The organism is Streptomyces pallidus (ex Mingjun et al. 2026), assembly GCF_051550185.1.
GTDB lineage: Bacteria > Actinomycetota > Actinomycetes > Streptomycetales > Streptomycetaceae > Streptomyces.
Genome location: NZ_CP196181.1, coordinates 5,654,635 through 5,680,570 on the forward strand (window position 1 = coordinate 5,654,635; position 25,936 = coordinate 5,680,570).

At 74.5% G+C, this 25,936-nt stretch carries 21 protein-coding genes; 13 read left to right on the forward strand and 8 right to left on the reverse strand.

All coding sequences use genetic code 11. From position 1 onward, the window contains the following. Positions 1-2 precede the first annotated feature (2 nt). A complete protein-coding gene (locus tag ACSHWO_RS25075; RefSeq protein WP_438315097.1) occupies positions 3-1,838 on the reverse strand; it encodes an ADP-ribosylglycohydrolase family protein in 1,836 nt (611 codons plus the stop codon). Continuing rightward, on the reverse strand, positions 1,835-2,842 hold the full coding sequence (locus ACSHWO_RS25080) for an ADP-ribosylglycohydrolase family protein (RefSeq protein ID WP_438315099.1): 1,008 nt from the start codon (positions 2,840-2,842) through the stop codon (positions 1,835-1,837). The genes ACSHWO_RS25075 and ACSHWO_RS25080 overlap by 4 nt, the downstream gene beginning before the upstream one ends. A gap of 268 nt (positions 2,843-3,110) precedes the next feature. On the opposite strand from ACSHWO_RS25080, the gene ACSHWO_RS25085 reads away from it, so the two are divergent. The 3 genes from ACSHWO_RS25085 (at position 3,111) to ACSHWO_RS25095 (ending at position 10,262) form a co-directional block, all read left to right on the forward strand. Then, positions 3,111-3,842: a VIT1/CCC1 transporter family protein gene (locus ACSHWO_RS25085; protein ID WP_361088084.1), complete on the forward strand. Its 732-nt coding sequence runs from the start codon at positions 3,111-3,113 to the stop codon at positions 3,840-3,842. Positions 3,843-4,264: 422 nt separating this feature from the next. Beyond that, on the forward strand, positions 4,265-8,806 hold the full coding sequence (gene gltB, locus ACSHWO_RS25090) for a glutamate synthase large subunit (RefSeq protein WP_438319267.1): 4,542 nt from the start codon (positions 4,265-4,267) through the stop codon (positions 8,804-8,806). After that, a complete protein-coding gene (locus ACSHWO_RS25095) occupies positions 8,799-10,262 on the forward strand; it encodes a glutamate synthase subunit beta (RefSeq protein WP_438315104.1) in 1,464 nt (487 codons plus the stop codon). Before gltB ends, ACSHWO_RS25095 begins: the two co-directional genes overlap by 8 nt. 256 nt (positions 10,263-10,518) lie before the next feature. Here ACSHWO_RS25095 and ACSHWO_RS25100 read toward each other — a convergent pair whose 3' ends face one another. Together ACSHWO_RS25100 and ACSHWO_RS25105 are read right to left on the reverse strand one after the other, a co-directional pair. Further along, complete coding sequence (locus tag ACSHWO_RS25100) at positions 10,519-10,944, reverse strand: hypothetical protein (protein ID WP_385806268.1); 426 nt, start codon at positions 10,942-10,944, stop codon at positions 10,519-10,521. Positions 10,945-10,992: 48 nt separating this feature from the next. Beyond that, positions 10,993-13,929 (reverse strand): helix-turn-helix transcriptional regulator, encoded by a 2,937-nt coding sequence (locus ACSHWO_RS25105; protein WP_438315107.1) that lies wholly within the window; start codon positions 13,927-13,929, stop codon positions 10,993-10,995. Between the two features lie 327 nt (positions 13,930-14,256). Between ACSHWO_RS25105 and ACSHWO_RS25110 the strand changes: the two genes are divergently transcribed. Continuing rightward, positions 14,257-14,739, forward strand: a complete 483-nt coding sequence (locus ACSHWO_RS25110; RefSeq protein ID WP_438315110.1) for a hypothetical protein — start codon at positions 14,257-14,259, stop codon at positions 14,737-14,739. A 116-nt stretch (positions 14,740-14,855) separates the two neighbouring features. Here the strand turns inward: ACSHWO_RS25110 and ACSHWO_RS25115 are convergent, their stop codons facing one another. Both ACSHWO_RS25115 and ACSHWO_RS25120 read right to left on the reverse strand, forming a co-directional pair. Beyond that, positions 14,856-15,362, reverse strand: a complete 507-nt coding sequence (locus ACSHWO_RS25115) for a pyridoxamine 5'-phosphate oxidase family protein (RefSeq protein ID WP_438315113.1) — start codon at positions 15,360-15,362, stop codon at positions 14,856-14,858. Positions 15,363-15,398: 36 nt separating this feature from the next. After that, positions 15,399-16,127, reverse strand: coding sequence for a VWA domain-containing protein (locus tag ACSHWO_RS25120; protein WP_438315116.1), 729 nt, complete (start codon positions 16,125-16,127; stop codon positions 15,399-15,401). 94 nt (positions 16,128-16,221) lie between these two features. Between ACSHWO_RS25120 and ACSHWO_RS25125 the strand changes: the two genes are divergently transcribed. From ACSHWO_RS25125 to ACSHWO_RS25140, 4 genes are read left to right on the forward strand one after another with little or no spacing between them, the layout of a single operon-like run. Beyond that, positions 16,222-16,560, forward strand: coding sequence for a hypothetical protein (locus tag ACSHWO_RS25125; RefSeq protein WP_361088061.1), 339 nt, complete (start codon positions 16,222-16,224; stop codon positions 16,558-16,560). A gap of 60 nt (positions 16,561-16,620) precedes the next feature. Continuing rightward, the gene (locus ACSHWO_RS25130) at positions 16,621-17,487 is read left to right on the forward strand and encodes a methyltransferase domain-containing protein (RefSeq protein WP_438315120.1); all 867 of its coding nucleotides are present in this window, start codon (positions 16,621-16,623) and stop codon (positions 17,485-17,487) included. After that, entirely contained in the window at positions 17,484-18,077 is a 594-nt protein-coding gene (locus tag ACSHWO_RS25135; protein WP_438315123.1) for a hypothetical protein, read from the forward strand. Before ACSHWO_RS25130 ends, ACSHWO_RS25135 begins: the two co-directional genes overlap by 4 nt. Positions 18,078-18,125: 48 nt before the next feature. Continuing rightward, entirely contained in the window at positions 18,126-18,533 is a 408-nt protein-coding gene (locus ACSHWO_RS25140) for a VOC family protein (protein ID WP_361088052.1), read from the forward strand. Here ACSHWO_RS25140 and ACSHWO_RS25145 read toward each other — a convergent pair. After that, positions 18,458-19,612 (reverse strand): acyl-CoA dehydrogenase family protein, encoded by a 1,155-nt coding sequence (locus tag ACSHWO_RS25145; protein ID WP_438315126.1) that lies wholly within the window; start codon positions 19,610-19,612, stop codon positions 18,458-18,460. The two genes, ACSHWO_RS25140 and ACSHWO_RS25145, sit on opposite strands and share 76 nt — an antisense overlap. Beyond that, positions 19,612-20,757 carry an acyl-CoA dehydrogenase family protein gene (locus ACSHWO_RS25150; RefSeq protein WP_438315129.1) on the reverse strand — a complete coding sequence of 382 codons (1,146 nt, stop codon included), beginning with the start codon at positions 20,755-20,757 and terminating at the stop codon, positions 19,612-19,614. The genes ACSHWO_RS25145 and ACSHWO_RS25150 overlap by 1 nt, the downstream gene beginning before the upstream one ends. A gap of 145 nt (positions 20,758-20,902) precedes the next feature. Between ACSHWO_RS25150 and ACSHWO_RS25155 the strand changes: the two genes are divergently transcribed. The 5 genes from ACSHWO_RS25155 (at position 20,903) to ACSHWO_RS25175 (ending at position 25,833) form a co-directional block, all read left to right on the forward strand. Then, positions 20,903-21,778 (forward strand): SDR family oxidoreductase, encoded by an 876-nt coding sequence (locus ACSHWO_RS25155; RefSeq protein ID WP_438315132.1) that lies wholly within the window; start codon positions 20,903-20,905, stop codon positions 21,776-21,778. A 30-nt stretch (positions 21,779-21,808) separates the two neighbouring features. Further along, on the forward strand, positions 21,809-22,435 hold the full coding sequence (locus tag ACSHWO_RS25160) for a TetR/AcrR family transcriptional regulator (RefSeq protein ID WP_361088040.1): 627 nt from the start codon (positions 21,809-21,811) through the stop codon (positions 22,433-22,435). 38 nt (positions 22,436-22,473) lie between these two features. Next, positions 22,474-23,631 carry an acetyl-CoA C-acetyltransferase gene (locus tag ACSHWO_RS25165; protein ID WP_438315135.1) on the forward strand — a complete coding sequence of 386 codons (1,158 nt, stop codon included), beginning with the start codon at positions 22,474-22,476 and terminating at the stop codon, positions 23,629-23,631. Positions 23,632-23,877: 246 nt separating this feature from the next. Beyond that, positions 23,878-24,081, forward strand: a complete 204-nt coding sequence (locus ACSHWO_RS25170; RefSeq protein ID WP_179176509.1) for a cold-shock protein — start codon at positions 23,878-23,880, stop codon at positions 24,079-24,081. A 102-nt stretch (positions 24,082-24,183) separates the two neighbouring features. After that, on the forward strand, positions 24,184-25,833 hold the full coding sequence (locus ACSHWO_RS25175; RefSeq protein ID WP_438315139.1) for a DEAD/DEAH box helicase: 1,650 nt from the start codon (positions 24,184-24,186) through the stop codon (positions 25,831-25,833). The last annotated feature ends 103 nt before the right edge of the window (positions 25,834-25,936 follow it).

Here is a 25,936-nt window from a genome sequence, read left to right on the forward strand (position 1 = left end):
AATCATCCCTTGGGTGAGGTGAGTTCCGTGCGAGCGAGCAGCGCGGCGAGTTCGACGAGGTCGGTGCCGGCGAGGCGGGGCAGGGCGCAGCCGGAGAGGATCCGGCAGGCCTCGCGCCAGGCGGCGGGGACGGAGTCGCCGCCGCCGAGGGCGCCGGTGAGCGCGCCGGCGAGGGCCGGGGCGGAGTCCGCGACCCGGGACAGGCAGGCCGCGGCGGGCACGGCGTCGATCACACGGCCGCGGGAGGCAGTGGCCAGGGCGAGGGCGACCGGGACGGTCTCGGCGGCGGCGATGCCGTAGCTGTAGACGTGGTCGACGATCTCGTGTTCGAGGGTGGGGACGATGGCGAAGGCGCCGCCGCCCTCCGTGTGGGTACGGGCGAGCTTGACGGCGTGGCGGGCGTTGCGGCCGATCTCCGTGGCCTCGGGGAGCTGGGCGAGGGCGGCCTCGACGGCGGTGTCGGGGTCCGCGCCGGCGAGGGCCGCGGCGACGGCGGCGGCCATGGCCCGCGCGCCGTGGACGCCGTCCCCGTCCTGCGTGTAGCGGGCGTCGAACTCGGCGAGGTCGGCGGCCGCGGCCGGGTCGCCGGGGTGGACGGCGGCGAGGACGCAGGCGCGGACGCACGCGGCGTCGTCGAAGTAGTGCGGGTTGTCATGGCCGGTGGCGGGCGGACGCAGCCCGGCGGCGAGGTTGCCGAGGCCGGCCCGTACCGAGATCCGGGCGCGCAGCGGCAGCACGGCGGACTCGACCTCGGGGGCGCGGTCCGCGGCGGCGGCGATCTCGCTGGCCAGGGCGTTCCAGGCGAGGTCGATCGCGGCCCGCATCCGGCGGGACCGGCTGAGGTCGCTGAGCAGGCCCTCGGCGGCGGTGAGCACGGACTCGGCGGCGAAGGCCGCCCACTCGGCGTCGTCGGACGGGCCGAGCAGCAGGGGCTCCGGTGGCTGGTTCAGGGCGATGGGGACGGGGAGGGTGGTGGTGGCGTTCTGCTCGGCGAACGTGTCCAGCTCACGGGTGAGCCGGCGGGTCCACTCGGGCATCCGGCTGGCCCGGTGCCGAGCGGCCGGCCACCCGGCGGCGTCCCCGGCCGCGAGCCCGAGCAGCAGCCCTTCGATCCGCCCCCGCCGCGCCTCCCCGCCGCAACCCGCGCCACCGCCGAGGCCGGCGCCCGGTCCGGCCGCGGGCGCGCTGCCCGCCGGGGCCCGGCTGCCGGCCGCGACCCCGAGCCCGCTGCCCGCCCCCGTCCATCCGGCCACATCCCCGGCGGCGACCCCGAGCCCGCCGTGCGCGACGGCTGCGGGTGTGCAGGCGGCCCTGGCCCCGGGCCCGCCCTGTGAGCCGGTCGCGGGCCCGCCACGGGCCACGGTCGCGGGCCTGCCGCCCGTCACGGTCCCGGGGCCGCCGCCGGCCACCGTCGCGGGCTTGTCGCCCGCCATGGCTTCGGGCCCGCCGCCGGCCACGGTCCCGGGCCCGCCGCCCGTCACGGTCCCGGGCTTGTCGCCCGCCATGGCTCCGGGGCCGCCGCCCGCCGCAGCGCCGGGCACGCGGCGCGGCACCGGCGTGGAAAGGCCGCTCGGCGGGACCCCGGGGCCGCTGCGCGGCACGGCCCCGCCCGTGTCGCCCGGCAGCGCCGCGGGCGGGCCGTCGGCGTCGGGGCGGCGGGGCGGGGGCCACACCGCGGTCGCGCCCGGCCGCTCGTCCGGTTGCGGGGCGAGGCCGTCGCCGCGGGCGAGGACCGGGGCGGCCGGGGCGGCCGGGGCGGGGGCCGGGGGACGTGCGGCCCCGGGCCGGGCCGGGGTGGGAGCGTGGGGCGCCGGGTCGGGGGCCTGCGGTGGGGTCATCGGGGGGTCTCGGATTCCGGGGTGAGGAGGTCGGCGACGTCCACGACGCGGTAGCCGCGCATCGACGGCAGGCACCGGCCGCGTACCGGCCCGATCGCCGACGCCCACGCCTCGGGGATGGCGTCGACGCCGCCCAGCGCCCCGGCGAGGGCGCCCGCCACGGCCGCCGTGGTGTCCGCGTCGCGGCCCATGTTCACCGCGGTGAGCACCGATTCGGCGAAGTCCCCACGGCAGGCGGCGAACGCCCCGAAGGCCAGGCCGACGGCCTCCGGGGCGAGGTCGGTCCACGGGTAGCCGCCGATGACCACCGCGGAGCGGACGGCCCGTTCGCCGCGCGGGGCGGCGGTCACGGCCCGCCGCAGGGAGCGGGCGGTCCAGGAGTCCGACGGGATGACCGACAGGGCGGCGGAGACCACCGACGCGGGCCCGGCCCCGGCCATCGCCGCCGCGACGCCCGCGGCGACGGCCTGGCCGCCGTAGATGCCCTCCCCGTCGTGGCTGACGGTGCCGTCGATCGCGACGAGCCGGGCGGCCTCGGCGGGCCGGCCCGCCGCGAACACCCCGAACGGCGCCGCCCGCATCGCCAGCCCGTCCGACCAGGCGTGCCGGTGCTGCGCCGAGATGGGCGCCGCGAGTCCGCGGCGCAGGTTCTCCAGCGTGCCCCGCTCGGAGAACCCCGCCCCGCGGAACGGCCCCTCGTCCAGGTCGGCGATCCAGTGGTGCCAGGCGCGTTCCACGTGCGCGACGGTCAGCGCCGAGCCGTGGCGGGCGAGCAACAGCCCCGAGAAGATCGCGTATTCCGTGTCGTCGGTGCCGGTCGGGTCCCCGGTGACGAAGCCCTCGATCCGCCCCCACTGCGCCCGGATCTGCGACGGTTTCATGTTCTCCGCCGGGGCGCCCAGCGCATCGCCCACCGCGAGGCCCAGGAGGGCGCCCCTGGACCGTGCGAGGAGGACCTGTGGGGGGCAGGGACCGCCCGGAGTGCGTGCAGCGGTGAGCTCCATGGCGCGCGCCTCTCCATCCGAGGGGGCTGGACGGGGCCCGTCGTGACCCCTAGGGGGATTTGTGTCACGACATACGGTTTGTCGGTCGTCGCGAAACACCCCGCCCGCGCCGTCGTCACCCGGTCGCCGACCACCAAATGCCCAGGTAAGTACGGCCTTCCTTGCTGGCGGGCCACAGAAATCGTGCGTAGTTTCGAGGTGTTGAGGGGGCGGAGCGTGCCAGGGCTCCCGTGCGCCCACCGTACGGACAAAAGGGGAGACACGTCGCATGTCCATCATCGACATAGAAGCACCGCTGCACACGGCCCACCGGGACAACCACACCCACCGGGACGTCAACGGCGGCTGGCTGCGGCCGGCCGTGTTCGGTGCCATGGACGGCCTCGTCTCCAACCTCGCCCTGATGACCGGCGTGGCCGGCGGCGCCGTCGCCCCGCACACCGTCGTCATCACCGGACTGGCCGGTCTCGCGGCCGGCGCCTTCTCGATGGCCGCCGGCGAGTACACCTCGGTCGCCTCGCAGCGCGAGCTGGTCCTCGCCGAACTCGACGTCGAGCGGCAGCAGTTGCGCAAGCACCCCGTCGACGAGATGGAAGAGCTGGCCGAGCTCTACGTCTCGCGCGGCGTCACCCCCGCCCTCGCCCGCGAGGTCGCCGTGCAGCTGTCCCGCGACCCCGAGCAGGCCCTGGAGATCCACGCCCGCGAGGAGCTCGGGATCGACCCCGACGACCTGCCGTCGCCGCTGGTCGCCGCGGCCTCCTCGTTCGGCTCCTTCGCGCTGGGCGCACTGCTGCCCGTCCTGCCCTACCTGCTCGGAGCCACCGCCCTGTGGCCCGCGGTGCTGCTCGCCCTGGTCGGACTCTTCGCCTGCGGGGCCGTCGTCTCCAAGGTCACCGCCCGGTCCTGGTGGTACAGCGGCCTGCGGCAGCTCCTGCTGGGTGGCGCGGCCGCGGGTGTGACGTACATCCTGGGAACCTGGATCGGCGCAGCCATAGGCTGACCGCACAACCAATGAGACACTATGCAGAGCGCAACATAAGTAGTCCGTTACCCTGCGGTTTCAAGTCCGTGTCCGCCGGGCATCACAGAGCAGGGCGCGCAGGGCAACGATGCCCATGAACCTGCGCCGGACCCCCGCCCAGCGTCGTGCCGCGGCACACGCCGCGATCCACTCTGACCTGCAACGCCACACCCCGTGCCAGACCCTTGAGCACACCATCTCTGCCCCGTGCGGTGTCCGCATGGTGAAACGCTGATATCCGCTTCCCGGGATACCGGCCATCATGTAACCTGCACGAAATTTCGCAGAGGGCCAACGTCGTCCCTCGGCTATGCACCAATGCCACGACGACGACGGGAGAGCCGATGCGTTCCGCATCCACGCACTCCGCGACCGGCCCCAGCAGCGCCGCCTGGTCGCACATGGACGGTCGCCCCGCCCGACAGGGCATGTACGACCCGCGCAACGAGCACGACGCCTGCGGCGTCGGCTTCGTGGCCAACCTCAGCGGCGAGGCCGGCCACGCGCTGGTCGAACAAGCGCTGACCGTACTGCGGAACCTCGAGCACCGCGGCGCCACCGGCTCCGAGCCGGATTCCGGCGACGGAGCCGGCATCCTCTGCCAGGTCCCGGACGCCTTCCTGCGCGAGGCCGCCGGATTCCCGCTCCCCGCCGCCGGCGCGTACGCCGTCGGCATCGCCTTCCTCCCCGCCGACGCCGCCGCACGGGCCGTCGCCGTGGAACAGATCGAGGCCGTCGCCGCCGAGGAGGGCCTCACCGTCCTCGGCTGGCGCGAGGTCCCGGTCACCCCCGACCTGCTCGGCAACGGCGCCCGCGCCACCATGCCGGCCTTCTCGCAGCTCTTCGTCACCGACGGCGAGACCACCGGGATCGCCCTGGACCGCAAGGCCTTCGTGCTGCGCAAGCGCGCCGAACGCGAGGCCGGGGTCTACTTCCCCTCGCTGTCCGCCCGCACCATCGTCTACAAGGGCATGCTGACCACCGGCCAGCTGGAGCCCTTCTTCCCGGACCTCTCCGACCGCCGCTTCGCCTCGGCGCTCGCCCTGGTCCACTCCCGGTTCTCCACCAACACGTTTCCGTCCTGGCCGCTCGCACACCCGTACCGGTTCGTCGCCCACAACGGCGAGATCAACACGGTCAAGGGCAACCGGAACTGGATGCGGGCCCGCGAGTCCCAGCTCGCCACCGAGGCCTTCGGCCAGGGCGCACTCGACCGGATCTTCCCCATCTGCACCCCGGACGCCTCCGACTCCGCCTCCTTCGACGAGGTCCTGGAGCTCCTGCACCTCGGCGGCCGCTCGCTGCCCCACGCCGTGCTGATGATGATCCCGGAGGCCTGGGAGAACCACACCTCCATGGACCCGGCCCGGCGCGCCTTCTACCAGTACCACTCCACGATGATGGAGCCCTGGGACGGCCCGGCCTGCGTCACCTTCACCGACGGCACGCAGGTCGGCGCGGTCCTCGACCGCAACGGTCTGCGCCCCGGCCGCTACTGGGTCACCGACGAGGGCCTCGTCGTGCTCTCCTCCGAGGTCGGCGTCCTCGACATCGACCCCGCCAAGGTCGTCCGCAAGGGCCGCCTCCAGCCCGGCAGGATGTTCCTCGTCGACACCGCCCAGAACCGGATCATCGAGGACGACGAGATCAAGGCCGAGCTGGCCGCCGCCGCCCCGTACGCCGAATGGCTGGAGTCCGGCGAGATCGAACTCACCGACCTGCCCGAGCGCGAGCACGTCGTCCACACCCACGCCTCGGTCACCCGCCGCCAGCAGACCTTCGGCTACACCGAGGAAGAGCTCCGCGTCATCCTCGCCCCGATGGCCCGCGCCGGAGCCGAGCCGATCGGCTCCATGGGCACCGACTCCCCGATCGCCGCGCTCTCCGAGCGGCCCCGGCTCCTCTTCGACTACTTCACCCAGCTCTTCGCGCAGGTCACCAACCCGCCGCTGGACGCCATCCGCGAGGAGCTCGTCACCTCGCTCGTGTCCTCGCTCGGCCCGCAGGGCAACCTGCTGGAGCCCACCGCCGCGTCCTGCCGCAGCGTCACGCTCCCCTTCCCGGTGATCGACAACGACGAGCTGGCCAAGCTCATCCACATCAACGCCGACGGCGACATGCCCGGCATGAAGGCGGCCACCCTCTCCGGCCTCTACCGGGTCTCCGGCGGCGCCGACGCGCTCGCCGCCCGCATCGCCGAGATCCGCGCCGAGGCCGACGCGGCCATCGCGAACGGCGCCCGCCTGATCGTCCTGTCGGACCGCCACTCGGACGCCGAGCACGCGCCGATCCCGTCGCTGCTGCTGACCGCCGCAGTCCACCACCACCTCATCGCCACCAAGCAGCGCACCCAGGTCGGCCTGCTCGTCGAGGCCGGCGACGTCCGCGAGGTCCACCACGTCGCCCTGCTCATCGGCTACGGCGCCGCCGCCGTCAACCCGTACCTCGCCATGGAGTCCGTCGAGGACCTGCTGCGCGACGGCACCTTCATCGAGGGCATCGAGCCCGAGAAGGCCATCCGGAACCTGATCTACGCCCTCGGCAAGGGCGTCCTGAAGGTCATGTCCAAGATGGGCATCTCCACCGTCGCCTCCTACCGCGGCGCCCAGGTCTTCGAGGCCGTCGGCCTCGACGAGCAGTTCGTCGAGACGTACTTCCAGGGCACCGCCACCAAGATCGGCGGCGCCGGCCTCGACGTCATCGCCAAGGAGGTCGCCGCCCGCCACGCCAAGGCCTACCCGGCCTCCGGGATCGCCCCCGCGCACCGCGCGCTGGAGATCGGCGGCGAGTACCAGTGGCGCCGCGAGGGCGAGCCGCACCTGTTCGACCCGGAGACGGTCTTCCGTCTCCAGCACGCCACCCGCAACCGCCGGTACGACATCTTCAAGAAGTACACGGACCGGGTGAACGAGCAGTCCGAGCGCCTGATGACGCTCCGCGGCCTGTTCGGCTTCAAGTCCGACCGCCCGGCCATCCCCGTGGACGAGGTCGAGCCCGTCTCCGAGATCGTCAAGCGCTTCTCCACCGGCGCCATGTCGTACGGCTCCATCTCCAAGGAGGCGCACGAGACCCTCGCCATCGCCATGAACCAGCTGGGCGGCAAGTCCAACACCGGCGAGGGCGGCGAGGACCCGGACCGCCTCTACGACCCGGCGCGCCGCTCGTCGATCAAGCAGGTCGCCTCCGGCCGCTTCGGCGTCACCAGCGAGTACCTGGTCAACGCGGACGACATCCAGATCAAGATGGCCCAGGGCGCCAAGCCCGGCGAGGGCGGCCAGCTGCCCGGCCACAAGGTGTACCCGTGGGTCGCCAGGACCCGGCACTCCACCCCGGGCGTCGGCCTGATCTCCCCGCCGCCGCACCACGACATCTACTCCATCGAGGACCTCGCCCAGCTCATCCACGACCTGAAGAACGCCAACCCGGCCGCCCGCGTCCACGTGAAGCTGGTCTCCGAGGTCGGCGTCGGAACGGTCGCCGCGGGCGTCTCCAAGGCCCACGCGGACGTCGTCCTCATCTCCGGCCACGACGGCGGCACCGGCGCCTCCCCGCTCACCTCGCTCAAGCACGCGGGCGGCCCCTGGGAGCTCGGCCTCGCCGAAACCCAGCAGACCCTGCTGCTCAACGGGCTGCGCGACCGGATCGTCGTCCAGACCGACGGCCAGCTCAAGACCGGCCGCGACGTCGTCATCGCCGCCCTGCTGGGCGCCGAGGAGTTCGGCTTCGCCACCGCCCCGCTCGTCGTCTCCGGCTGCGTCATGATGCGCGTCTGCCACCTCGACACCTGCCCGGTCGGCATCGCCACCCAGAACCCGGTCCTGCGCGACCGCTTCTCCGGCAAGCCCGAATTCGTCGTCAACTTCTTCGAGTTCATCGCCGAAGAGGTCCGCGAGCTCCTCGCCGAGCTGGGCTTCCGCTCCATCGAGGAGGCCGTCGGCCGCGCCGAACTGCTCGACACCACCGAGGCCGTCACCCACTGGAAGGCGCAGGGCCTGGACCTGGAGCCGCTCTTCCACGTGCCGGACCTGCCCGAGGGTGCCGTCCGCCACGCCCTGGTCCCGCAGGACCACGGCCTGGAGAAGGCCCTCGACAACGAGCTCATCGAGCTCGCCGCCGACGCCCTGAACGCGGCCACCGCCGAGGAGGCCCAGCCCGTCCGCGCCCAGGTCGCCATCCGCAACATCAACCGCACCGTCGGCACCATGCTCGGCCACGAGGTCACCAAGAAGTTCGGCGGCGCGGGCCTGCCCGCCGACACCATCGACCTCACCTTCACCGGCTCCGCCGGCCAGTCCTTCGGCGCCTTCCTGCCGAAGGGCATCACCCTCCGCCTCGAAGGCGACGCCAACGACTACGTCGGCAAGGGCCTCTCCGGCGGCCGCATCGTCGTCCGCCCGGACCGCGCCGCCGACCACCTCGCCGAATACAGCACCATCGCCGGCAACACCATCGGCTACGGCGCCACCGGCGGCGAGATGTTCCTGCGCGGCCGCACCGGCGAACGGTTCTGCGTCCGCAACTCCGGCGCCCTGGTCGTCTCGGAAGGCGTGGGCGACCACGGCTGCGAGTACATGACCGGCGGCACCGCCGTCGTCCTCGGCGAGACCGGCCGCAACTTCGCGGCCGGCATGTCCGGCGGCGTCGCGTACGTCATCGACCTCGACCCCCACCAGGTCAACGCCGGCAACGCGGGGGCCGTCGAAGCCCTCTCCGACGAGGACGAGCAGTGGCTGCACGATGTGGTGCGCCGCCACGAGGAGGAGACCGGCTCGACCGTCGCCGCGAAGCTCCTCGCTGACTGGCCCGCCTCGGCGGCCCGCTTCAGCAAGATCATCCCGACCACGTACAAGGCAGTGCTCGCCGCCAAGGACGCCGCTGAGCGGGCCGGACTCTCGGAGTCCGAGACCACCGAGAAGATGATGGAGGCGGCGACCCATGGCTGACCCGAAGGGCTTCCTCACCACCACCCGCCAGACCGCCTGCTCCCGCCCGGTGGAGGAGCGGCTCAAGGACTGGAACGAGGTCTACGTCCGCGGCTCCCTGCTCCCCATCATCAGCGAGCAGGCCGGCCGCTGCATGGACTGCGGCATCCCGTTCTGCCACAACGGCTGCCCGCTGGGGAACCTGATCCCCGAGTGGAACGACTACGCCTACCGCGAGGACTGGGCGGCCGCGTCGGAGCGCCTGCACGCCACCAACAACTTCCCGGAGTTCACGGGCCGCCTGTGCCCCGCCCCGTGCGAGTCGGCGTGCGTGCTCGGCATCAACCAGCCGGCCGTCACCATCAAGAACGTCGAGGTCTCCATCATCGACAAGGCGTGGGACAACGGCGGCGTCGCCCCGCAGGCCCCCGAACGCCTCTCCGGCAAGACCGCCGCGGTCATCGGCTCCGGCCCGGCCGGCCTCGCCGCGGCCCAGCAGCTGACCCGCGCCGGCCACACCGTCGTCGTGTACGAGCGCGCCGACCGCATCGGCGGCCTGCTGCGCTACGGCATCCCCGAGTTCAAGATGGAGAAGGTGCACATCAACCGCCGCATCGAGCAGATGCGCGCGGAGGGCACCAAGTTCCGCACCGGCATCGAGGTCGGCCGCGACATCACCGCCACCGACCTGCGCAAGCGGTTCGACGCCGTCGTCATCGCCGCCGGCGCCACCGTCTCCCGCGACCTGCCGGTCCCGGGCCGGGAGCTGAACGGCGTCCACTTCGCCATGGAGTACCTGCCGCTCGCCAACAAGGTCCAGGAGGGCGACTTCGTCGCCCCGCCCATCACGGCCGAGGGCAAGCACGTCGTCGTGATCGGCGGCGGCGACACCGGCGCCGACTGCGTCGGCACCGCCCACCGCCAGGGCGCCCTCTCGGTCACCCAGCTGGAGATCATGCCCCGCCCCAACGAGGAGCGGAACGCGGTCTCCCAGCCGTGGCCGACCTTCCCCATGCTCTACAAGGTCACCTCGGCCCACGAGGAGGGCGGCGAGCGGGTCTACTCGGTCTCCACCACCCACTTCGAAGGCGACGAGGACGGCAACGTCCAGGCCCTCCACCTGGTCGAGGTCGACTTCGTCGACGGCAAGCTGGTCCAGCGCCAGGGCACCGAGCGCCGCATCCCCGCCCAGCTCGTCACCCTCGCCATGGGCTTCACCGGCACCGACCGGTCCAACGGCCTGGTCGAGCAGTTCGGCCTCGCGCTGGACGAGCGGGGCAACGTCGCCCGCGACGCCGCCTACGCCACCAACGTCGACGGCGTCTTCGTCGCCGGCGACGCCGGCCGCGGCCAGTCCCTCATCGTGTGGGCCATCGCCGAGGGCCGCTCCGCGGCCCGCGGCGTGGACCGCTACCTGACGGGCAGCAGCACCCTCCCGTACCCGGTGAAGCCGACGGACCGCGCCCTGGCGGTCTGACCGCGGACCTCCCTGCAGTAACCCCCTCCCGCTGACGCGGGAGGCCCCTCACACGGGCCGTACAACGGCGTACGGAACTCGACACGGCGCCCGCCACCTTCCCCGACCAGGGACGGCGGGCGCCGTGGCGCGTGGCACGAGGGGCAGGAGCGGCCCTCGTCAGAGCAGCCGCCCCCGTGCTCCGCCCCGCGGCACCCTCATGCCCCGGGACCGCCAGGTCCCGGCCGCCGCCGCTGGAGACTGCGCCGCGCCTCCCCTACTCCGGCTGGACCACCGTTGCGCCCCAGCGCGTGGACGGGGACGAGGCCGTCACCGCGGCCTGGAAGCCGCCGTGGAGGCCGGTGCCGAGGGGGACCGTGACGCGGGCCGGGTCACCGACCGGGCAGGCCAGCGTGAAGGGGGCCGGGTCGCGGTCCGGGTGCTCATCGAGGCGGAAGGCCACCTCGATGCTGCCGCCGCCCTCACAGGCGAACGTGGTGTACGTGTCCAGCCAGGCGGCGAGGCCGCCCGAGACGAAGCCGCCGGAACCCCTCTGCTCCTGCACCCAGATCAGCCCGTCGGGGCCCGGGTAGCCGATGAGCTCGTCCTGTGCCGAGGCCTGGCCCGTTCCGGCGGTCAACGCCAGTGCCGAGGCCAGCGCCGCCGCCGCAAAGGCCTTGCGGCCCGTCAACGTGTGCTGCATTTCTCCCCCTTGGAATCCTCGGGTCGGTCGAGCCCGAGGTGCTCCACGTTAGGTGCTGCCTCTGACAGTGCTTGTGGTGCGGGCCGTGAGGGCGGCGAGGGCCGAGCGGCTCGTGACGCCCGTCTTGCGGAAGATGTGGGAGAGGTGGGTGTCCACCGTGCGCGGGCTGAGGTACAGGCGCGCCGCGATGGCAGGGGTGGTGAGGCCCTCGGCCACCAGGGACGCGATCTCCTGTTCCCGTCGTGTCAGGCCAGGTAGGCCCGATGTCCTCGGCAGGCCGGGGGTGGCCGGCGCCAGCGGCGCGGTCTGCCGCGCCGGTCGTAACAGGTCCGCCAGGTCCGTCAGGAGCTTGGCGCCGCCCCATTCGGCCAGGCGGTGGCCGCGCTGCCACATGCGTTCCGCCGCGTCGGCCCTGCCCGACTCGGCCGTCAGGGACGCGCCCAGGAGCAGGGACTGGGCCTCCCACAGGGCCGCGCCGGAGCGGGCGGCCTCCTCCGCGGCCAGTGCGTACCGCCGGGCCGCCGCGGCCGCAGCCCCCTGCGCGGCCAGCACCTGGCCCTCGCTCCGCAGGGCCGACGCCCGTTGGACGGGCAGGCCCAGGTGCTCCGCCTCGCGGCGGGCCCGCCGCGCCCACTGCTCGGCGTCGGCCAGATCGCCGGTGACCACGGCCGCGGTGACCAGGACCTCCAGGAACAGCGGCCGCATCGACGGCTGCAGCCCCGCCTGGTCCGGCCCGCCCGCCCGCAGGATCGCCGACCGGGCGCGCGGCGCGTCCCCGGCGTGCAGGGCGGCGTAGCCCATCACGCACCACGCCAGGGACGCCCACCAGCTGGTCCGCGGTCCGAGCGCGGCGACCGCCTCCTCGGCGACGGCCAGTGCCACGCCGTCGCCGGGCGGCTGCGCGGCGATCAGCACCTGGGCCTTGTTCGCCAGGACCAGTGCCACCAACTCGTCACTGCCGATGCCGCGGGCGATGCTCTCGGCCTCGTCCACCAGGTCCAGGGCCGAGCCCAGCCGGCAGGAGTGCGTGTGGACGATCGCCTTGCACAGCAGCAGGTGGGGCAGCAGGTGCAGCGGCCCGCGCCGCCGGGCGATGGCCACGCCCCGGTCGGCGTGCCGCTCGGCGTCCTCGTACCGTTCCAGGTAGAACTCGGCCCAGCCGAGCCGGGCCAGCGGCTCGCACGAGTCCGCGAGGTCGCGGTCGGGGAGGGCGTCCACGCAGGCCCCGGCGCGGTCGGTGTACTCCCGGGCCGCGGGCAGGTTCCCGTCGTACGCCTCCCCGAGCGCCGAGATCGCCAGCGCGCCCGCGGCGGCCGGCTCGTCGCCGAGGGTCCGGGCCAGCTCGTACGTGTGGAGCAGCTCCGCCCGGACGTCCTGGTAAGCCGAGGCGTGCGGTGCGGAGGAGCCCAGTTCCAGGCCGAGGGCGACCGCCTCGGCGGGCCCGGGGGCGGGCCGCCTGCGCAACTCCCGGCGCAGGAGGGCCACGGAGGCCCGGTACTGGCCGAGGTGCCGTTCCATCGACGCGCACAGGGTGACCGCGGCCGCCCGCATCACGGCGCCGTCCCGGCCGTCCCCGCCGTTCCCGTCGTCCCCGCCGGCGGGTCCGGCCCCCGCGCCGCCGCCGTCCGCCGGTATCGCGGCGATCACCTCGTGCAGCAGGTCCCGGCTCTCGCGCAGCTTCCCGCACACGCTCAGCGCCCGCGCCCGCTTCAGCAGCAGTTCCCGCCGGCGCGCGGTGTACGGGGGCGTGTCGGGCATGACCCGCAGCACCACCCCCAGCCAGTGCGCGCTGCTCGCGGGGGCGGTGGTCTCGGACTGCCCGGCCGCCTCCAGCAGGACGTCGGCCAGCTCCGGGTCCCAGCCGGTCAGCGCCCGCTCCACGTGGTGCGCCCGTACGGACGCGGCCGCGCCGGCGCCGGCCAGCGCGGCGGCGGCCCGCCGGTGCATCCCGGCGCGCCGGTGGTGTTCGGTGTTCTCGTGGACCACGGCCCGCAGCACCGGATGCCGCAGCGACCACCTTCCGCCCGGCCCAGGGCGCAGCAGGTCCCGGCGGGCCAGCGCGCTCAGGTCCGCGTGGAGCCCGGCGAGGTCGGGGGCCGCCGCGGTCAGGGCCAGCAGCGGCGGCGTGCTGTGGTCGCCGAGGACGGCGACCGCCTCGGCGGTGCGGCGCTGCGCGGCGGTCAGCGGGCTCAGCTCGTCGAGGAGCAGGGTGGCCAGCCCGCCGGCCGGGACCGCGCTGGCGGACTGTCCCTGGAGCAGGGTCAGGAAGTACAGCGGGTTGCCCTCGCTGGCCGCGTACAGCCGGGCGGCCCGGCCGGGCGGCAGCCCGGCGGCGAGGTGCTCCCGGCAGGTGTCCTCGGCGAGGGGCCCGAGGTCCAGGCGCAGCACGGCCCCGGCGTCGATGCCCCGGGTGAGCGCGGCCGTGAGGGAGGGCGAGGTCTGCCGGTCCCGCCGGGCCACGATGATCACGACGGGCGCGCGCAGCGGATGCCGCACGAGGTGGTCGAGGAGCTCCAACGAGGCGGGGTCGGCCCAGTGCAGGTCGTCGAGGGCGATGAGCAGGCCGGTCCCGCCGCGCCCGGCCAGCTCGGCGAGCAGCCGGGCGGTGGCGCGGTGCGCGGCGAACCGGTCCGCGGGCCCGGCCCCGGCCACCCCGACCGCCCCGCCCGGCCCGACCCCGTACAGGACCGGAGCCGCCGGAGACTGCGGGTCCAGGTCGTGCAGCAGCTCCGGGTCCAGGTCGGCGAAGGCGTCGGTGAACAGCCGGAACGGAATGTGCCGTTCGTACTCGGTGGCCCGGCCGCGCAGTACCGCCATCCCGCGGTCGGCGGCCCGTTCGCACAACTCGGTCAGCAGCCGGCTCTTGCCGATCCCCGCCGAGCCCGTCAGGTCGACGACGCCCGGCCGGCCTCCGCGCCCGTCGAGCACCGCCTCCAGCCGTTCCAGTTCGGCCCCCCGGCCGACCAGTGGAAACCTGTCCGTCATGGTGACCCTCCCCCCCAGGACTTCCGGTACCCGCAACGGACGGCCGGGATACGTAAGCGGTTCTACGGATGCCGCTGCGCGGGCCCGGGTGCCAGCATCGGAAGGACACCGGCTGCGCCTGACGAGGAGGCCGCATTGCGCCGAATCCGTGTGCTCGTCGTTCCCTTACTGGCCGTCCCTGCGCTCGCGCTCGCGGGGTGCGCGGGCTCGGGGGCCTCCAGGACCTCCCTGTCCGATCCGTTCGCTTCCAAGCCCCCGTCGTCGTCCCCTCCGGCCGCCTCGCCGACGCCGACGCCCGCGGCCCGGCCGGCTCCGACCCCGTCGTGCGTGCCCACGGCGGACATGGGCGAGACGGAACGGCGCGACTACCTCAAGCACCTGAAGAACAGCGAACCCGGGCTTCCCATGGCCGTGTTCGCCACCGACAGCGGGGTGCACCTGTTCGCGGAGCCGACCCGGCGGCCCTGCTCGCCGGTCCCGGTGCGGCTGGGCCACTTCCGGGTGGACGTGAAGCGCGCCACCTCGGGCTCGGCCCAGTACTCGTTCAGGTACGCGCCGATCGCCACGCTCACCGTGAACGTGGGCCCGCAGGACGGCATGGCCCCCGACAGCCGGCCGCCCGGCGCGCAGAACTGCTCCGGCACGCTGTCCGTCGTGTACGTCGGCACGGACATCACCGCCGACGAGCTGCCGGACGAGCTCAGCTTCCGCAGCGGCTCGACCTCGCTGAAGTGGACCTCGGTCGACTTCACCGACGAGCGGGTCCTCGACACCGTGTTCATCCCGCCGCCGGACGCCAAGTCCTGCTGACCGGCCTCCGGCCGGGGCGGGGGTTCCGGCCGGGGGCGGGGCGGGCGGTGCGCCGTGGGGGTGCGCACCGCCCGCCCGCGGCATCCGGCCGCCCGTCGCCGCGCCGGAACGGCTTCCTACGCCGGGTCCTCGCGCGGCGGTTCGTCGTCATCGCCCCGGCGGAAGGTGTGCAGCCCGCGCTGCGGGGTCCAGGTGCGGATCACCAGCTCGTCGACCTCGACGCGGATGTGGACGACCTCCGTCAGGTCGGTGTGGAACAGGTGGAACGGGTGCGGGGTCTGCGTCTCCTCGGCGTACCGGTGCAGCTCGGGCGGGTCCAGCTGCTCGATCGCGCGCCCGGAGATCCGCGCGTCCCCGTCGGGCATGGCCTCGCCCTCGCCCGGGTTGCTGTGCAGGGCGAACCGCGGGTCGCGCTGGAGGTCGCGGGCCTTCATGGAGCCCTGCATCATGCCGAGCCACAGCTCCCCGCCGCGGATGTCGACGTTCAGACCGGTCAGTCGCGGGGAGCCGTCCTTGCGCAGGGTGCCGAGGACGTGGTGGGGGTACTGCGCGAAGCGGGCCCGGACGGTGGCCGCGAGTTCCGGTTCCTGTTTCTCGAACGCTGCCCAGTTGTTCGTCGTCATACGTCCATCAAAGCGCGCGGTACCGGTCGCCGCCGGTCAGGCGCGCACGATGCCCGCCGCCCGGGCCGCCGCCAGCCAGGCCGGGAACTCGCCGACGAGCCGGTCGTACAGGTCCCGGTCCGGGACCGCACGGGGGTCGGGGCCGGCGTGGAAGTAGCCCGCGTTGTCGACCACCCGACGGGCCGGCACGGGCAGTTCGTCGAGGCGGCGCAGGAAGTCGAACTGCTTGCTGTGGGTGTCGCCGAAGCCCACGAACTGCCAGAAGAGCGGCATCCCGGCCGCCTTGCAGAGGTACTTCTCGGCGGCGAACCGGCTGACGGGGCCGCCGTCCGTCTGGAAGACGACCAGGGCGGGACGCGCCGATCCCGAGTCCAGGTAGTGGTCGATGACCGCGTCCATCGCCGCTTCGTACGAGGTCTTGCCCATGTGGCCGAGGCGGGAGGCGATCTCGGCGACGCGGCCGGCGTGTCCGGCGAGCGGGATCTCCTCGACGGCGTCGACGCCGGTGGAGAAGAACACCACGGGGACGCGGCCGTCGTCGTCCAGATGCGCCGACAGGCCGAGCACCCGGTCGGCGAGCGCCTGCACGGTGCCGTCGCGGTAGTACGGGCGCATCGATCCCGAGTAGTCGAGGACCAGGTAGACGCAGGCGCGGCCGCCCTCCAGCCCGTGCTCGCGCAGCGCGGTCCCGGCGCTCTTGTAGAGGCTCACCAGGGCCGGGGCGGTCTCTTCGATCTTGCGGAGGTCGATCGCGCTGGCCGTCATGGGCCGAGGGTACGGCAGGGGGTGGCGCCGCGGTGCCGGTACCGGAGACCCCCGGGCCCCGTGCCCGTGAGGGCCCTCCGGGCATGATGTGTGCATGTCGATGTGGTCGATGCTGCTGCGCACCCTGGTCCTCCTGGTGGTGGAGTACGGTGCCGTGCTGCTGCTGCGGGGGTCGGCGCCGTGGATCCCGGTGCTGCTGGCCGTCTTCGTCGTCGGCTCGGGCGTACTGCACGGCACCGACGCCGAGTTCACCCCGCGCTTCGCGGTCGCGCTCGCCGCCGTGGGCGTCGTCGAGCTCGCCGCCAGGGCCGGGGCGCTGCCGGATCCGCCGGCGATCGCGGCCGGCCCGGCGGCCGCGGTACTGCTCCTCGTCCAGGTCGCCACCCTGCGCCGGTACGTGCGCAGGCCGCGCCCGCGGCGGCGCCGCGCCTGACGCGACCGGCCCGCCGGCTCCGGCTGGCGGGCGGCCCGGGAGATCGAAAAGAATGCCCGCATGACGCCCACCCCCGAGCCCGCACCCGGCTCCGAGGCCACCTCCGGATCCACCTCCGGATCCACCCCCGGATCCACCCCCGGGTCGGAGCCCACCCGCACCTCCAGCCCCGCCCCCGGCGCCGGGCCCGCCCCCGAGCTGCACCCGCGGGCCCGGGCCCGGTCCTTCGACCGTGCCGCCCCGCTGTACGCCGCGCACCGGCCCGGCTACCCCGCCGGGCTGTTCGACGCCGTCGAGGAACTCGCCGGGCGGCCGCTGCGCGGGGCCAGGGTGGCCGACGTCGGCGCGGGGACCGGCATCTCCACCGCCCTGCTGCACGCCCGCGGGGCGCGCGTCCTCGCCGTCGAGCCGGGCGACGGCATGGCCGCCGAGTTCCGGCGGGCCCACCCGCACCTCCCCCTCGTACGCGGCGACGGCAACCGCCTGCCCCTCGCCGGCTCCGCGTTCGACCTGCTCACCTACGCCCAGGCCTGGCACTGGACCGACCCCGCCCGGGCCGTCCCCGAGGCCCGGCGCGTCCTGCGCCCCGGCGGCGCGCTCGCACTGTGGTGGAACGACCCGGACACCGCCGTCGACTGGATCGCCGAGCAGGAGGCCCGGATCCGCGGCTTCTTCCGCGGCGACGTCACCCCGCCCCGGCTGCTGCCCGCCGAGCCGGCGTTCACCACCCGCGCCGTGCGGTGGTCGCGCCGGATCCCCCTCGACGCGCACCTCGCCAACCTGGCCAGCCATTCGGCGTTCCTCGTCCTCGGCCCCGACCGCACCCGCCGGTTCCTGGACGCCGAACGGGCCCTGCTGCGCCCGCTCTTCCCGGACGGCACGGTCGAGGAGTGCTACGTCACCACCGTCGACGTGGCCCGCGTATGAGACGGATACCGGCGCCCGGCCCGACCCCGCCGCTCAGCCGTGTCGCGCGTGCCGCCGCCCTGCCCGTGCTGTGCTGCGCCGCCCTGGCCGCGTGCGCGCCCCTCGGCGCCGCCGCCGGGGCCGACGTCCGCTACGCCGAGGACTTCGACCGCCACGCCCCGCTGCGGGTGGAGGGCTATCCGTCCGCCGGTTCGCTGCGCCTCGTCCAGCAGGTCGTCTGGCGGATCGCCGACGGCTCCCCGGACCGGCTGGAGGACCTCGCCACCGGCGACGCCCCGCCGCGGCAACGGGCGGACACGGCGCGCCGCTGGATCGCCGAGTTCGGCGGGGAAGCCGCGGGGAAGGCCACGGCGGTCTTCTGCGACCCCGGCGACGCCCGCCAGACGGTGGTGCTCCGCTTCCCCGGTACGGGCCGGACCAAGGTGCTCCACGTCCGCCTCGACGGCGCCGGCGGCGAGGACGGCTGGCGCGTACGGATGAACGAACCAGCGGGCGCGCCGCCGGAGCCGCTGCCGCCCTGCCCGAACTCTGACCCGGAGGGCGGGCAGGGCCCCGTGAGCCGCCGGGCCGGTGTCACGGGCGTGCCCTAACCTCGGCCCCGGAAGGCTCCCACCCCACCCGGGAAGGCAGACGCGACGATGGCCTCGGCACCGCAGAAGATCACCACGTTCCTGATGTTCGAGGGCAGGGCGGAGGAGGCCATGGCCTTCTACACCTCGCTCTTCGACGACGCCGAGGTCCTCGACATCACCCGCTACGGCGCCGGGGGCCCCGGCCCCGAGGGCAGCGTGCAGTACGCCACGTTCTCCCTCGCCGGGCAGCAGTTCATGTGCATCGACAGCTACGTCAAGCACGAGTTCGGCTTCACGCCGGCGGTCTCCCTCTTCGTCCAGTGCGACTCCGAGGACGAACTCGACCGCCTCTACGAGGCCCTCGCCGAGCAGGGCGCCGAGCTGATGCCCGTGGGCGACTACGGGTTCAGCGCCCGCTTCGGCTGGGTCAACGACCGGTTCGGCGTCTCCTGGCAGCTGAACCTGGCTGCCTGACCGGGCGCCCGGGCCACGAGCGCCGCCCGGCAGTCCTGCGGGGTGCCCCATGCGTCCCGCAGGGGGCGGGCCTTGCGCAGCCACAGCGAGAGGTCCAGCTCCTCGGTGTAGCCGACGGCGCCGTGCAGCTGCAGCGCGGCCCGGGCCGCGGCGTACGCCGCCTCCCCGGCCATCAGCTTCGCCACGGCCACGTCATCGACCGCACTCCGGCCGGCCCCCGTCCCGGCGCCGCCCGTGCCCGGCCCGCCGGGCGGGCCGTCCGCCAGGGCCAGGGCGCCGGCCCGGAGCACCGGCTCGGCGAACTCCAGACGGATCAGTACGTCCGCCAGCCGGTGCTTCACCGCCTGGAAGCCACCGATCGGCGTGCCGAACTGGCTGCGCTGCTTCACGAACTCCACCGTCCGCGCCAGCAGCGCCTCGCCCAGCCCCACGCACTGCGCGGCCGTCAGCAGCCGCGCCCAGCGCAGCGCGGTGGCCGCCGCCGCGAGCACCGCGGGCCCGGAAGCCAGCAGTTCGCCGCCCGGCGGCAGCGCGGCCAGCCGTCGCGCCGGGTCCTGGGAGACCCGTACCGCCCCGGGGTCCGGCGCCGGGGCCAGCCGGAGCTCCCCGTCGGCCGACACCGTGAAGCGGAGGTCCGCGGTGTCCGCGTCCAGCGCGTACGGTCCGCCGCCCGGCAGCACGACCGTGGCCCGGGCGGCGCCCCCGGCCAGGGCCGGGAGGAAGCGCTTCGACACCTCGGCCGCCTCCGCCGCATCGGCCCCGCCCGCCCCCTGCGCGCCCAGCGCCGCGAGCAGCACCGACGCGGTCGCCGTCTCCACCAGCGGTCCCGGCACGCAGGCCCGGCCCAGTTCCACGAAGCCCGAGGCCAGTTCCACCGGGAGGGGGCCCAGCCCGCCGTACGCCTCGGGGACGGGCAGCGCGAACAGCCCCGTACCGGCCAGCTTCCGCCACACCCCCAGGCCCGGCCCGGTGTCGCCGGCCTGCCAGGCGCGGACCGCCGCCGGCAGGTCCGAGGCGCCGAGCAGCCTGCGCAGCGTACGGGCGAACTCCGACTGTTCCCCGGTCGGCAGGAAGCGCATCAGCGGCGGCCCTTCGGGAGGCCGAGCAGCCGCTCGGCGATGATGTCGCGCTGGATCTCGTTGGTGCCCGCGTAGATGGGGCCGGCCAGGGAGAACACCCACGGCTCGGCCCACTCCCCGTCGGCCAGTTCGCCGTCCGGGCCGAGCAGGTCCAGCGCCGTCTCGTGCAGGGCGATGTCGTACTCGCTCCAGAACACCTTGTTGAGGCTGGACTCGGCGCCGATCGCCTCGCCCGCCGCGAACCGCGAGGCGTTCGTCCAGGTGAACAGCTCGTAGGCGCGGGCCCCGGCCACGGCGTCCGCCACCCGGTCCGCCAGCGCGCCCCCCGGCCCGCCGCCGGCCGCCCGCCACAGCGCGGCCAGCCGGTCCGCCGCGGCCAGGAACCGTCCGGGGGAGCGCAGGGTCAGCCCCCGCTCGTTCCCGGTGGTGGACATCGCGATCCGCCAGCCCTGCCCGGGCTCCCCGATCACGTCCTCGTCCGGTACGAAGACCCCGTCGAGGAAGAGTTCGGCGAAGGCGGGCTTGCCGTCGAGGCGCCCGATCGGCCGGACCGTCACGCCCGGCGCCCGCAGGTCGAACATCAGGTACGTCAGCCCGTGGTGCGGTCGGGCCGCCTCCGGGTCGGAACGGAAGATCCCGAAGGCCCGGTCGGCGAACGCGGCCCGCGAGGACCAGGTCTTCTGGCCGGACAGCAGCCAGCCGCCGTCCGTCCGCACCGCCTTCGAGGTCAGCGCGGCCAGGTCGGAGCCGGCCTCCGGCTCGGACCACGCCTGCGCCCAGACCACCTCCCCAGCCGCCATGGACGGCAGCACCCGGGCCCGCTGCTCCTCGGTCCCGTGGTCGAAGAGGGTGGGAGCGAGCAGACTGATGCCGTTCTGCGAGACCCGGCCGGGCGCGCCCGCGGCCCAGTACTCCTCCTCGAAGACCAGCCACCGCTCGATGTCCGCGCCCCGGCCCCCGTACTCCTCGGGCCAGGACACCACCGACCAGCGGTCCGCGTGCAGCCGCGCCTCCCAGGCGCGGTGGGCGGCGAAGCCCTCCGCGGTCTCCAGGGAGGGCAGCCGGGAGGCGGGGACGTGGCGGGCGAGCCAGTCCCGGGCCTCGGCCCGGAAGGCCTCCACCTCCGGCGGATGGGTCAGGTCCATCAGGCGCTCGCCTCCCCGCTTCCCTAACAAGTGTTTGGTAGGTTAACGTGCGGGTGTGACCGGAGTCGAGGGCGCCGCCACCGGAACCGCAGCCGGCCGTACGGACGGCCCCCGGCGCGGGCGCAGGCACCGAGGAGGCACCGACGTGAACACCCCCGCACCGCCAGGGCCGCCCCCACCACCCGATCCGCCCACACCCCCCGCCGCGCCCGTTCCCGTCCCCGTCCCCGTCCCCGGGCACGGGCTGCTCGACGGCCGCAGCGCCGTCGTCACCGCCGCCGCCGGAGCCGGTATCGGCGGGGCCACCGCCCGCCGCTTCCTCCAGGAAGGCGCCCGCGTCGTCCTCGGCGACGCCCACGCCCGCCGCCTGAAGGAGACCGAGGAGGCGCTCGCCGCCGAGTTCGGACCGGACCGGGTCACCTCCCTGCCGTGCGACGTCACCGACGAGACCCAGGTCCAGGCCCTCTTCGCGCACGCCGAACGCACCCACGGCCATCTCGACGTCGTCGTCAACAACGCCGGCCTCGGCGGCACCGCCGCCCTCGTCGACATGACCGACGACCAGTGGGGCCGCGTCCTCGACGTCACCCTGAACGGAACCTTCCGCTGCACCCGCGCCGCCCTGCGCTCCTTCAGGACCGCCGCCGGAGCCCGCACCGCCCCGCCCCCGCACGGCGGCGGCGCCATCGTCAACAACGCCTCCGTCATCGGCTGGCGCGCCCAGGCCGGCCAGGCCCACTACGCCGCCGCCAAGGCCGGGGTGATGGCCCTGACCCGCTGTGCCGCCCTGGAGGCGGCCGCGTTCGGCGTACGGGTCAACGCCGTCGCCCCCAGCCTGGCCATGCACCCGCACCTGGCCAAGGTCACCAGCGAGGAACTGCTGCGCGAGCTGACGGCCCGCGAGGCCTTCGGCAGGTACGCCGAGCCGTGGGAGGTCGCCAACGTCATCGTCTTCCTGGCCAGCGGCTACTCCTCGTACATGACCGGCGAGACCGTGTCGGTCAGCAGTCAGCGGGCCTAGCGGCAGCAGCGCTGGCCCGAGAATGGGCGCGTGCCAACGAACGAGACGACGAACAAGAAGAAGGCCCAGGTGGCCGCCACTCCCGACCGCCGCCGCGAACTCCTCGACACCGCCGCCGAGGTGTTCGCCGCCCAGGGCTACAACGCCACCACCGTCCGCAAGATCGCCGACGCCGCCGGCATGCTCGCCGGCAGCCTCTACTACCACTTCGATTCCAAGGAGTCGATGCTCGACGAGATCCTCTCCACCTTCCTGAACGAGCTGTGGGAGGGCTACGACGCCGTCCTCGCCGCCGGACTCGGCCCCCGGGAGACCATCGAGGCCCTCGTCACCGAGTCCTTCCGCGAGATCGACCGGCACCGCGCCGCCGTCGCGATCTACCAGAAGGAGGCACGCCACCTCACCGACCAGCCCCGCTTCCACTACCTCGCCGCCTCGCAGGCCAAGTTCGAGAAGGCCTGGCTGGGGACGCTGGAACGCGGGGTCGCCGCCCGCGTCTTCCGGGCCGACCTCGACATCCGCCTCACCTACCGCTTCGTCCGCGACACGGTGTGGGTGGCGGCGTCCTGGTACCGGCCGGGAGGACAGCACAGCCCCGAGGAGATCGCCCGCCAGTACCTGTCGATGGTCCTGGACGGCATCTCCCAGCGCAGCTGACCCGCGACCCGCGCGGGCCCACGACCCGAGGAGCCGCCATGCCCGAGGCCTACGTCATCGACGCCGTACGCACCCCCGTGGGGCGGCGCGGGGGAGGGCTCAGCACGGTCCACCCGGCCGACCTCGGCGCCCACGTCCTCACCGCCCTCGTCGAGCGCACCGGGATCGACCCGGCCGCCGTGGACGACGTCGTCTTCGGCTGCCTGGACACCGTCGGGCCGCAGGCCGGCGACATCGCCCGGACGGCCTGGCTGGCGGCCGGACTGCCCCAGGAGGTGCCGGGCGTCACCGTGGACCGCCAGTGCGGGTCCTCGCAGCAGGCCGTCCACTTCGCGGCCCAGGGCGTGCTCTCCGGTACGCAGGACCTCGTGGTCGCCGGCGGCACCCAGAACATGTCGATGGTCCCCATCGCCTTCGCCTCCCGGCAGGCGGCCGAACCGCTCGGCCTGACCGGGGGCCCGTACGCGGGCAGCGCCGGCTGGCGGGCCCGCTACGGCGACGCGCCCGTCAACCAGTTCCACGGCGCCGAGCTGATCGCCCGCAGATGGGGGATCAGCCGCCGGGACATGGAGGAGTACGCGCTCCGCTCCCACCAGCGGGCGGTCCGTGCGACCGACGAGGGCCGCTTCGACCGCGAGACCGCCCCCCACGGCGGCGTCGTGCACGACGAGGGCCCCCGCCGCGACACCAGCCTGGAGCGGATGGCCGCCCTGAAGCCCGTCGTCGAGGGCGGCACGATCACCGCGGCGGTCTCCTCCCAGGTCTCCGACGGGGCCGCGGCCCTGCTCATCGCCTCCGAACGGGCCGTCGCCGAGCACGGCCTACGGCCGCGGGCCCGCATCCACCACCTGTCGGTCCGCGGCGAGGACCCCATCCGCATGCTGTCCGCGCCCATCCCGGCCACCGCCCACGCCCTGAAGAAGGCCGGCATGTCCCTCGACGACATCGACCTCGTGGAGATCAACGAGGCCTTCGCCCCCGTCGTCCTCGCCTGGCTGAAGGAGACCGGCGCCGACCCCGAGCGGGTCAACGTCAACGGCGGCGCGATCGCCCTCGGCCACCCGCTGGGCGCGACCGGAGTGAAGCTGATGACCACGCTCCTGCACGAACTGGAGCGCACCGGCGGCCGCTTCGGCCTCCAGACGATGTGCGAGGGCGGAGGCCAGGCCAACGTCACCATCATCGAGCGTCTGTGACGGGCGGGACCGGCGGCCGCCCCCGTCGCGGCCCCGGTCGCGGCCCCGGCTCCGGTCCGGCTCCGGTCCGGCTCCGGTTTACTCCGGTCCGGCCCCGGTGATGTGTGCTAGCTTAGGGGGCGTTGCAGTTGTGGTACCCATGAACTTTATGCGCGCCTGACGGGACATTCTTCCTCAGGCGCTTTTATTGTTTTCTCGCCGGAATCGCCGGATGGGGCCCTTGCCGCCTGATCAGGGAGATTCAACATGGCACTCGGCACCGTGAAGTGGTTCAACTCGGAAAAGGGCTTCGGCTTCATCGAGCAGGACGGCGGCGGCCCGGACGTCTTCGCCCACTACTCGAACATCGCCACCCAGGGCTACCGTGAGCTCACCGAGGGTCAGCGCGTGTCCTTCGACGTCACCCAGGGCCAGAAGGGCCCGCAGGCCGAGAACATCCTGCCTGCCTGACGCGTTCCACACGCCGGGGCCCGCACCGAGAGGTGCGGGCCCCGGCTTGCGTGCTCTCTCGACCTTTGTTGCACCTGCCGGTTCCAGGAAGGGCTTTCCCGCATGACCAGCTCCAGCTCCGCACGTCCCAGCCGCCGCCCCAGCCGGGGTCGAGATGCGGCCCAGGGACGTCCGAAGACTGGCGCGGGGCGGCAGAAGTCTGCGCCCGTCGTCCCCAGGCCCCAGGAATTCACCATGCCCGAGCCGGTCGTGCCCGCCCTCCCGCCGGCCGCCGCCTTCGAGGACATGGACCTGCCCGAGGCGCTGCTGAAGACCCTCGCAGCCCAGGGCGTCACCGAGCCCTTCCCGATCCAGGCCGCCACCCTCCCGAACTCCCTCGCCGGCCGTGACCTGCTCGGCCGCGGCCGCACCGGCTCCGGCAAGACCCTCGCCTTCGGCCTGGCCCTGCTCGCCCGCACCGCCGGCCGCCGGGCGCAGCCCAAGGCGCCGCTCGCGCTGGTCCTCGTACCGACCCGCGAGCTCGCCCAGCAGGTCACCGACGCCCTCACCCCGTACGCCACGTCGCTGAACCTGCGCCTCGCGACCGTCGTCGGCGGCATGTCCATCAACCGGCAGGCGGGCGCCCTGCGCCGCGGCGCCGAGGTGCTCGTCGCCACGCCCGGCCGCCTGAAGGACCTGATAGACCGCGGCGACGCCGTCCTCGACCAGGTCTCGATCACCGTCCTCGACGAGGCCGACCAGATGACCGACATGGGCTTCATGCCCCAGGTCACGGCCCTGCTGAAGCTCGTCGAGCCCGACGGCCAGCGGCTGCTGTTCTCGGCCACGCTCGACAAGAACATCGACAAGCTCGTCAAGATGTTCCTGAACGACCCGGTCGGCCACTCCGTCGACCCGTCGGCGGGCGCGGTCACCACCATGGAGCACCACGTCCTGTACGTCATGGACGAGACGGACAAGCGGGCCGTGGCGACCCGCATCGCCGCCCGCGACGGCCGCGTGATCATGTTCGTGGACACCAAGCGCGGTGTCGACCGCATGGTCAAGCGGCTCCTCGCCGAGGGCGTCCGCGCCTCCGGACTGCACGGCGGCCGCTCGCAGCCGCAGCGCAACCGGACCCTCGACTGGTTCAAGACCGGCGAGGTCACCGCGCTGATCGCGACCAACGTGGCCGCCCGCGGCATCCACATCGACGACCTCGACCTCGTCGTCAACGTGGACCCGCCCACCGACCACAAGGACTACCTGCACCGCGGCGGCCGCACCGCCCGCGCCGGCGAGTCCGGCAGCGTCGTGACGCTGGTGCTGCCCGACCAGAAGCGGGACATGTCCCGCCTGATGTCGGACGCCGGGATCTCCCCGCGCACCGCCCAGATCAAGTCCTCCGACGAGGAACTGACCCGGCTGACCGGCGCCCGGGTGCCCTCCGGCGTCCCCGTCGTCCTGGAGGTGCCGCAGCCCACCCCGCCGAAGCCCCGCAACGGCGGCCGCTCCGGCTCCGGTTCGGGTTCCGGTTCGGGCGGCCGGCGCCGCTCCGGCCGCGGCCGCAGCGGCGGACAGGGCGGCGCCCAGGGCGCTCCCGCCACCGCAGCCACCGCCGGCACGGGCGGCGAGGGCCGGCCGCGCCGCCCCCGCACCGGCGCGGGCCGCACCGGTGCGCCCCAGGGCGGCGGCCGCTCGGGCGGTGCCCGCTCCGGCGGGGGTCGCGCGGGCGGGGCCGGCGGCGGCCGCCGCTCCGGCGCCGGGGCCTGAGCGCTCCGCGGGAAGACCCCGAGGGGTCGGCGATCGTCCGCGCGCCCGTCGTGGCCGGTCGCACAGTTCCCCGCGCCCCTTCGGGACACCGCCGAACCGCCGT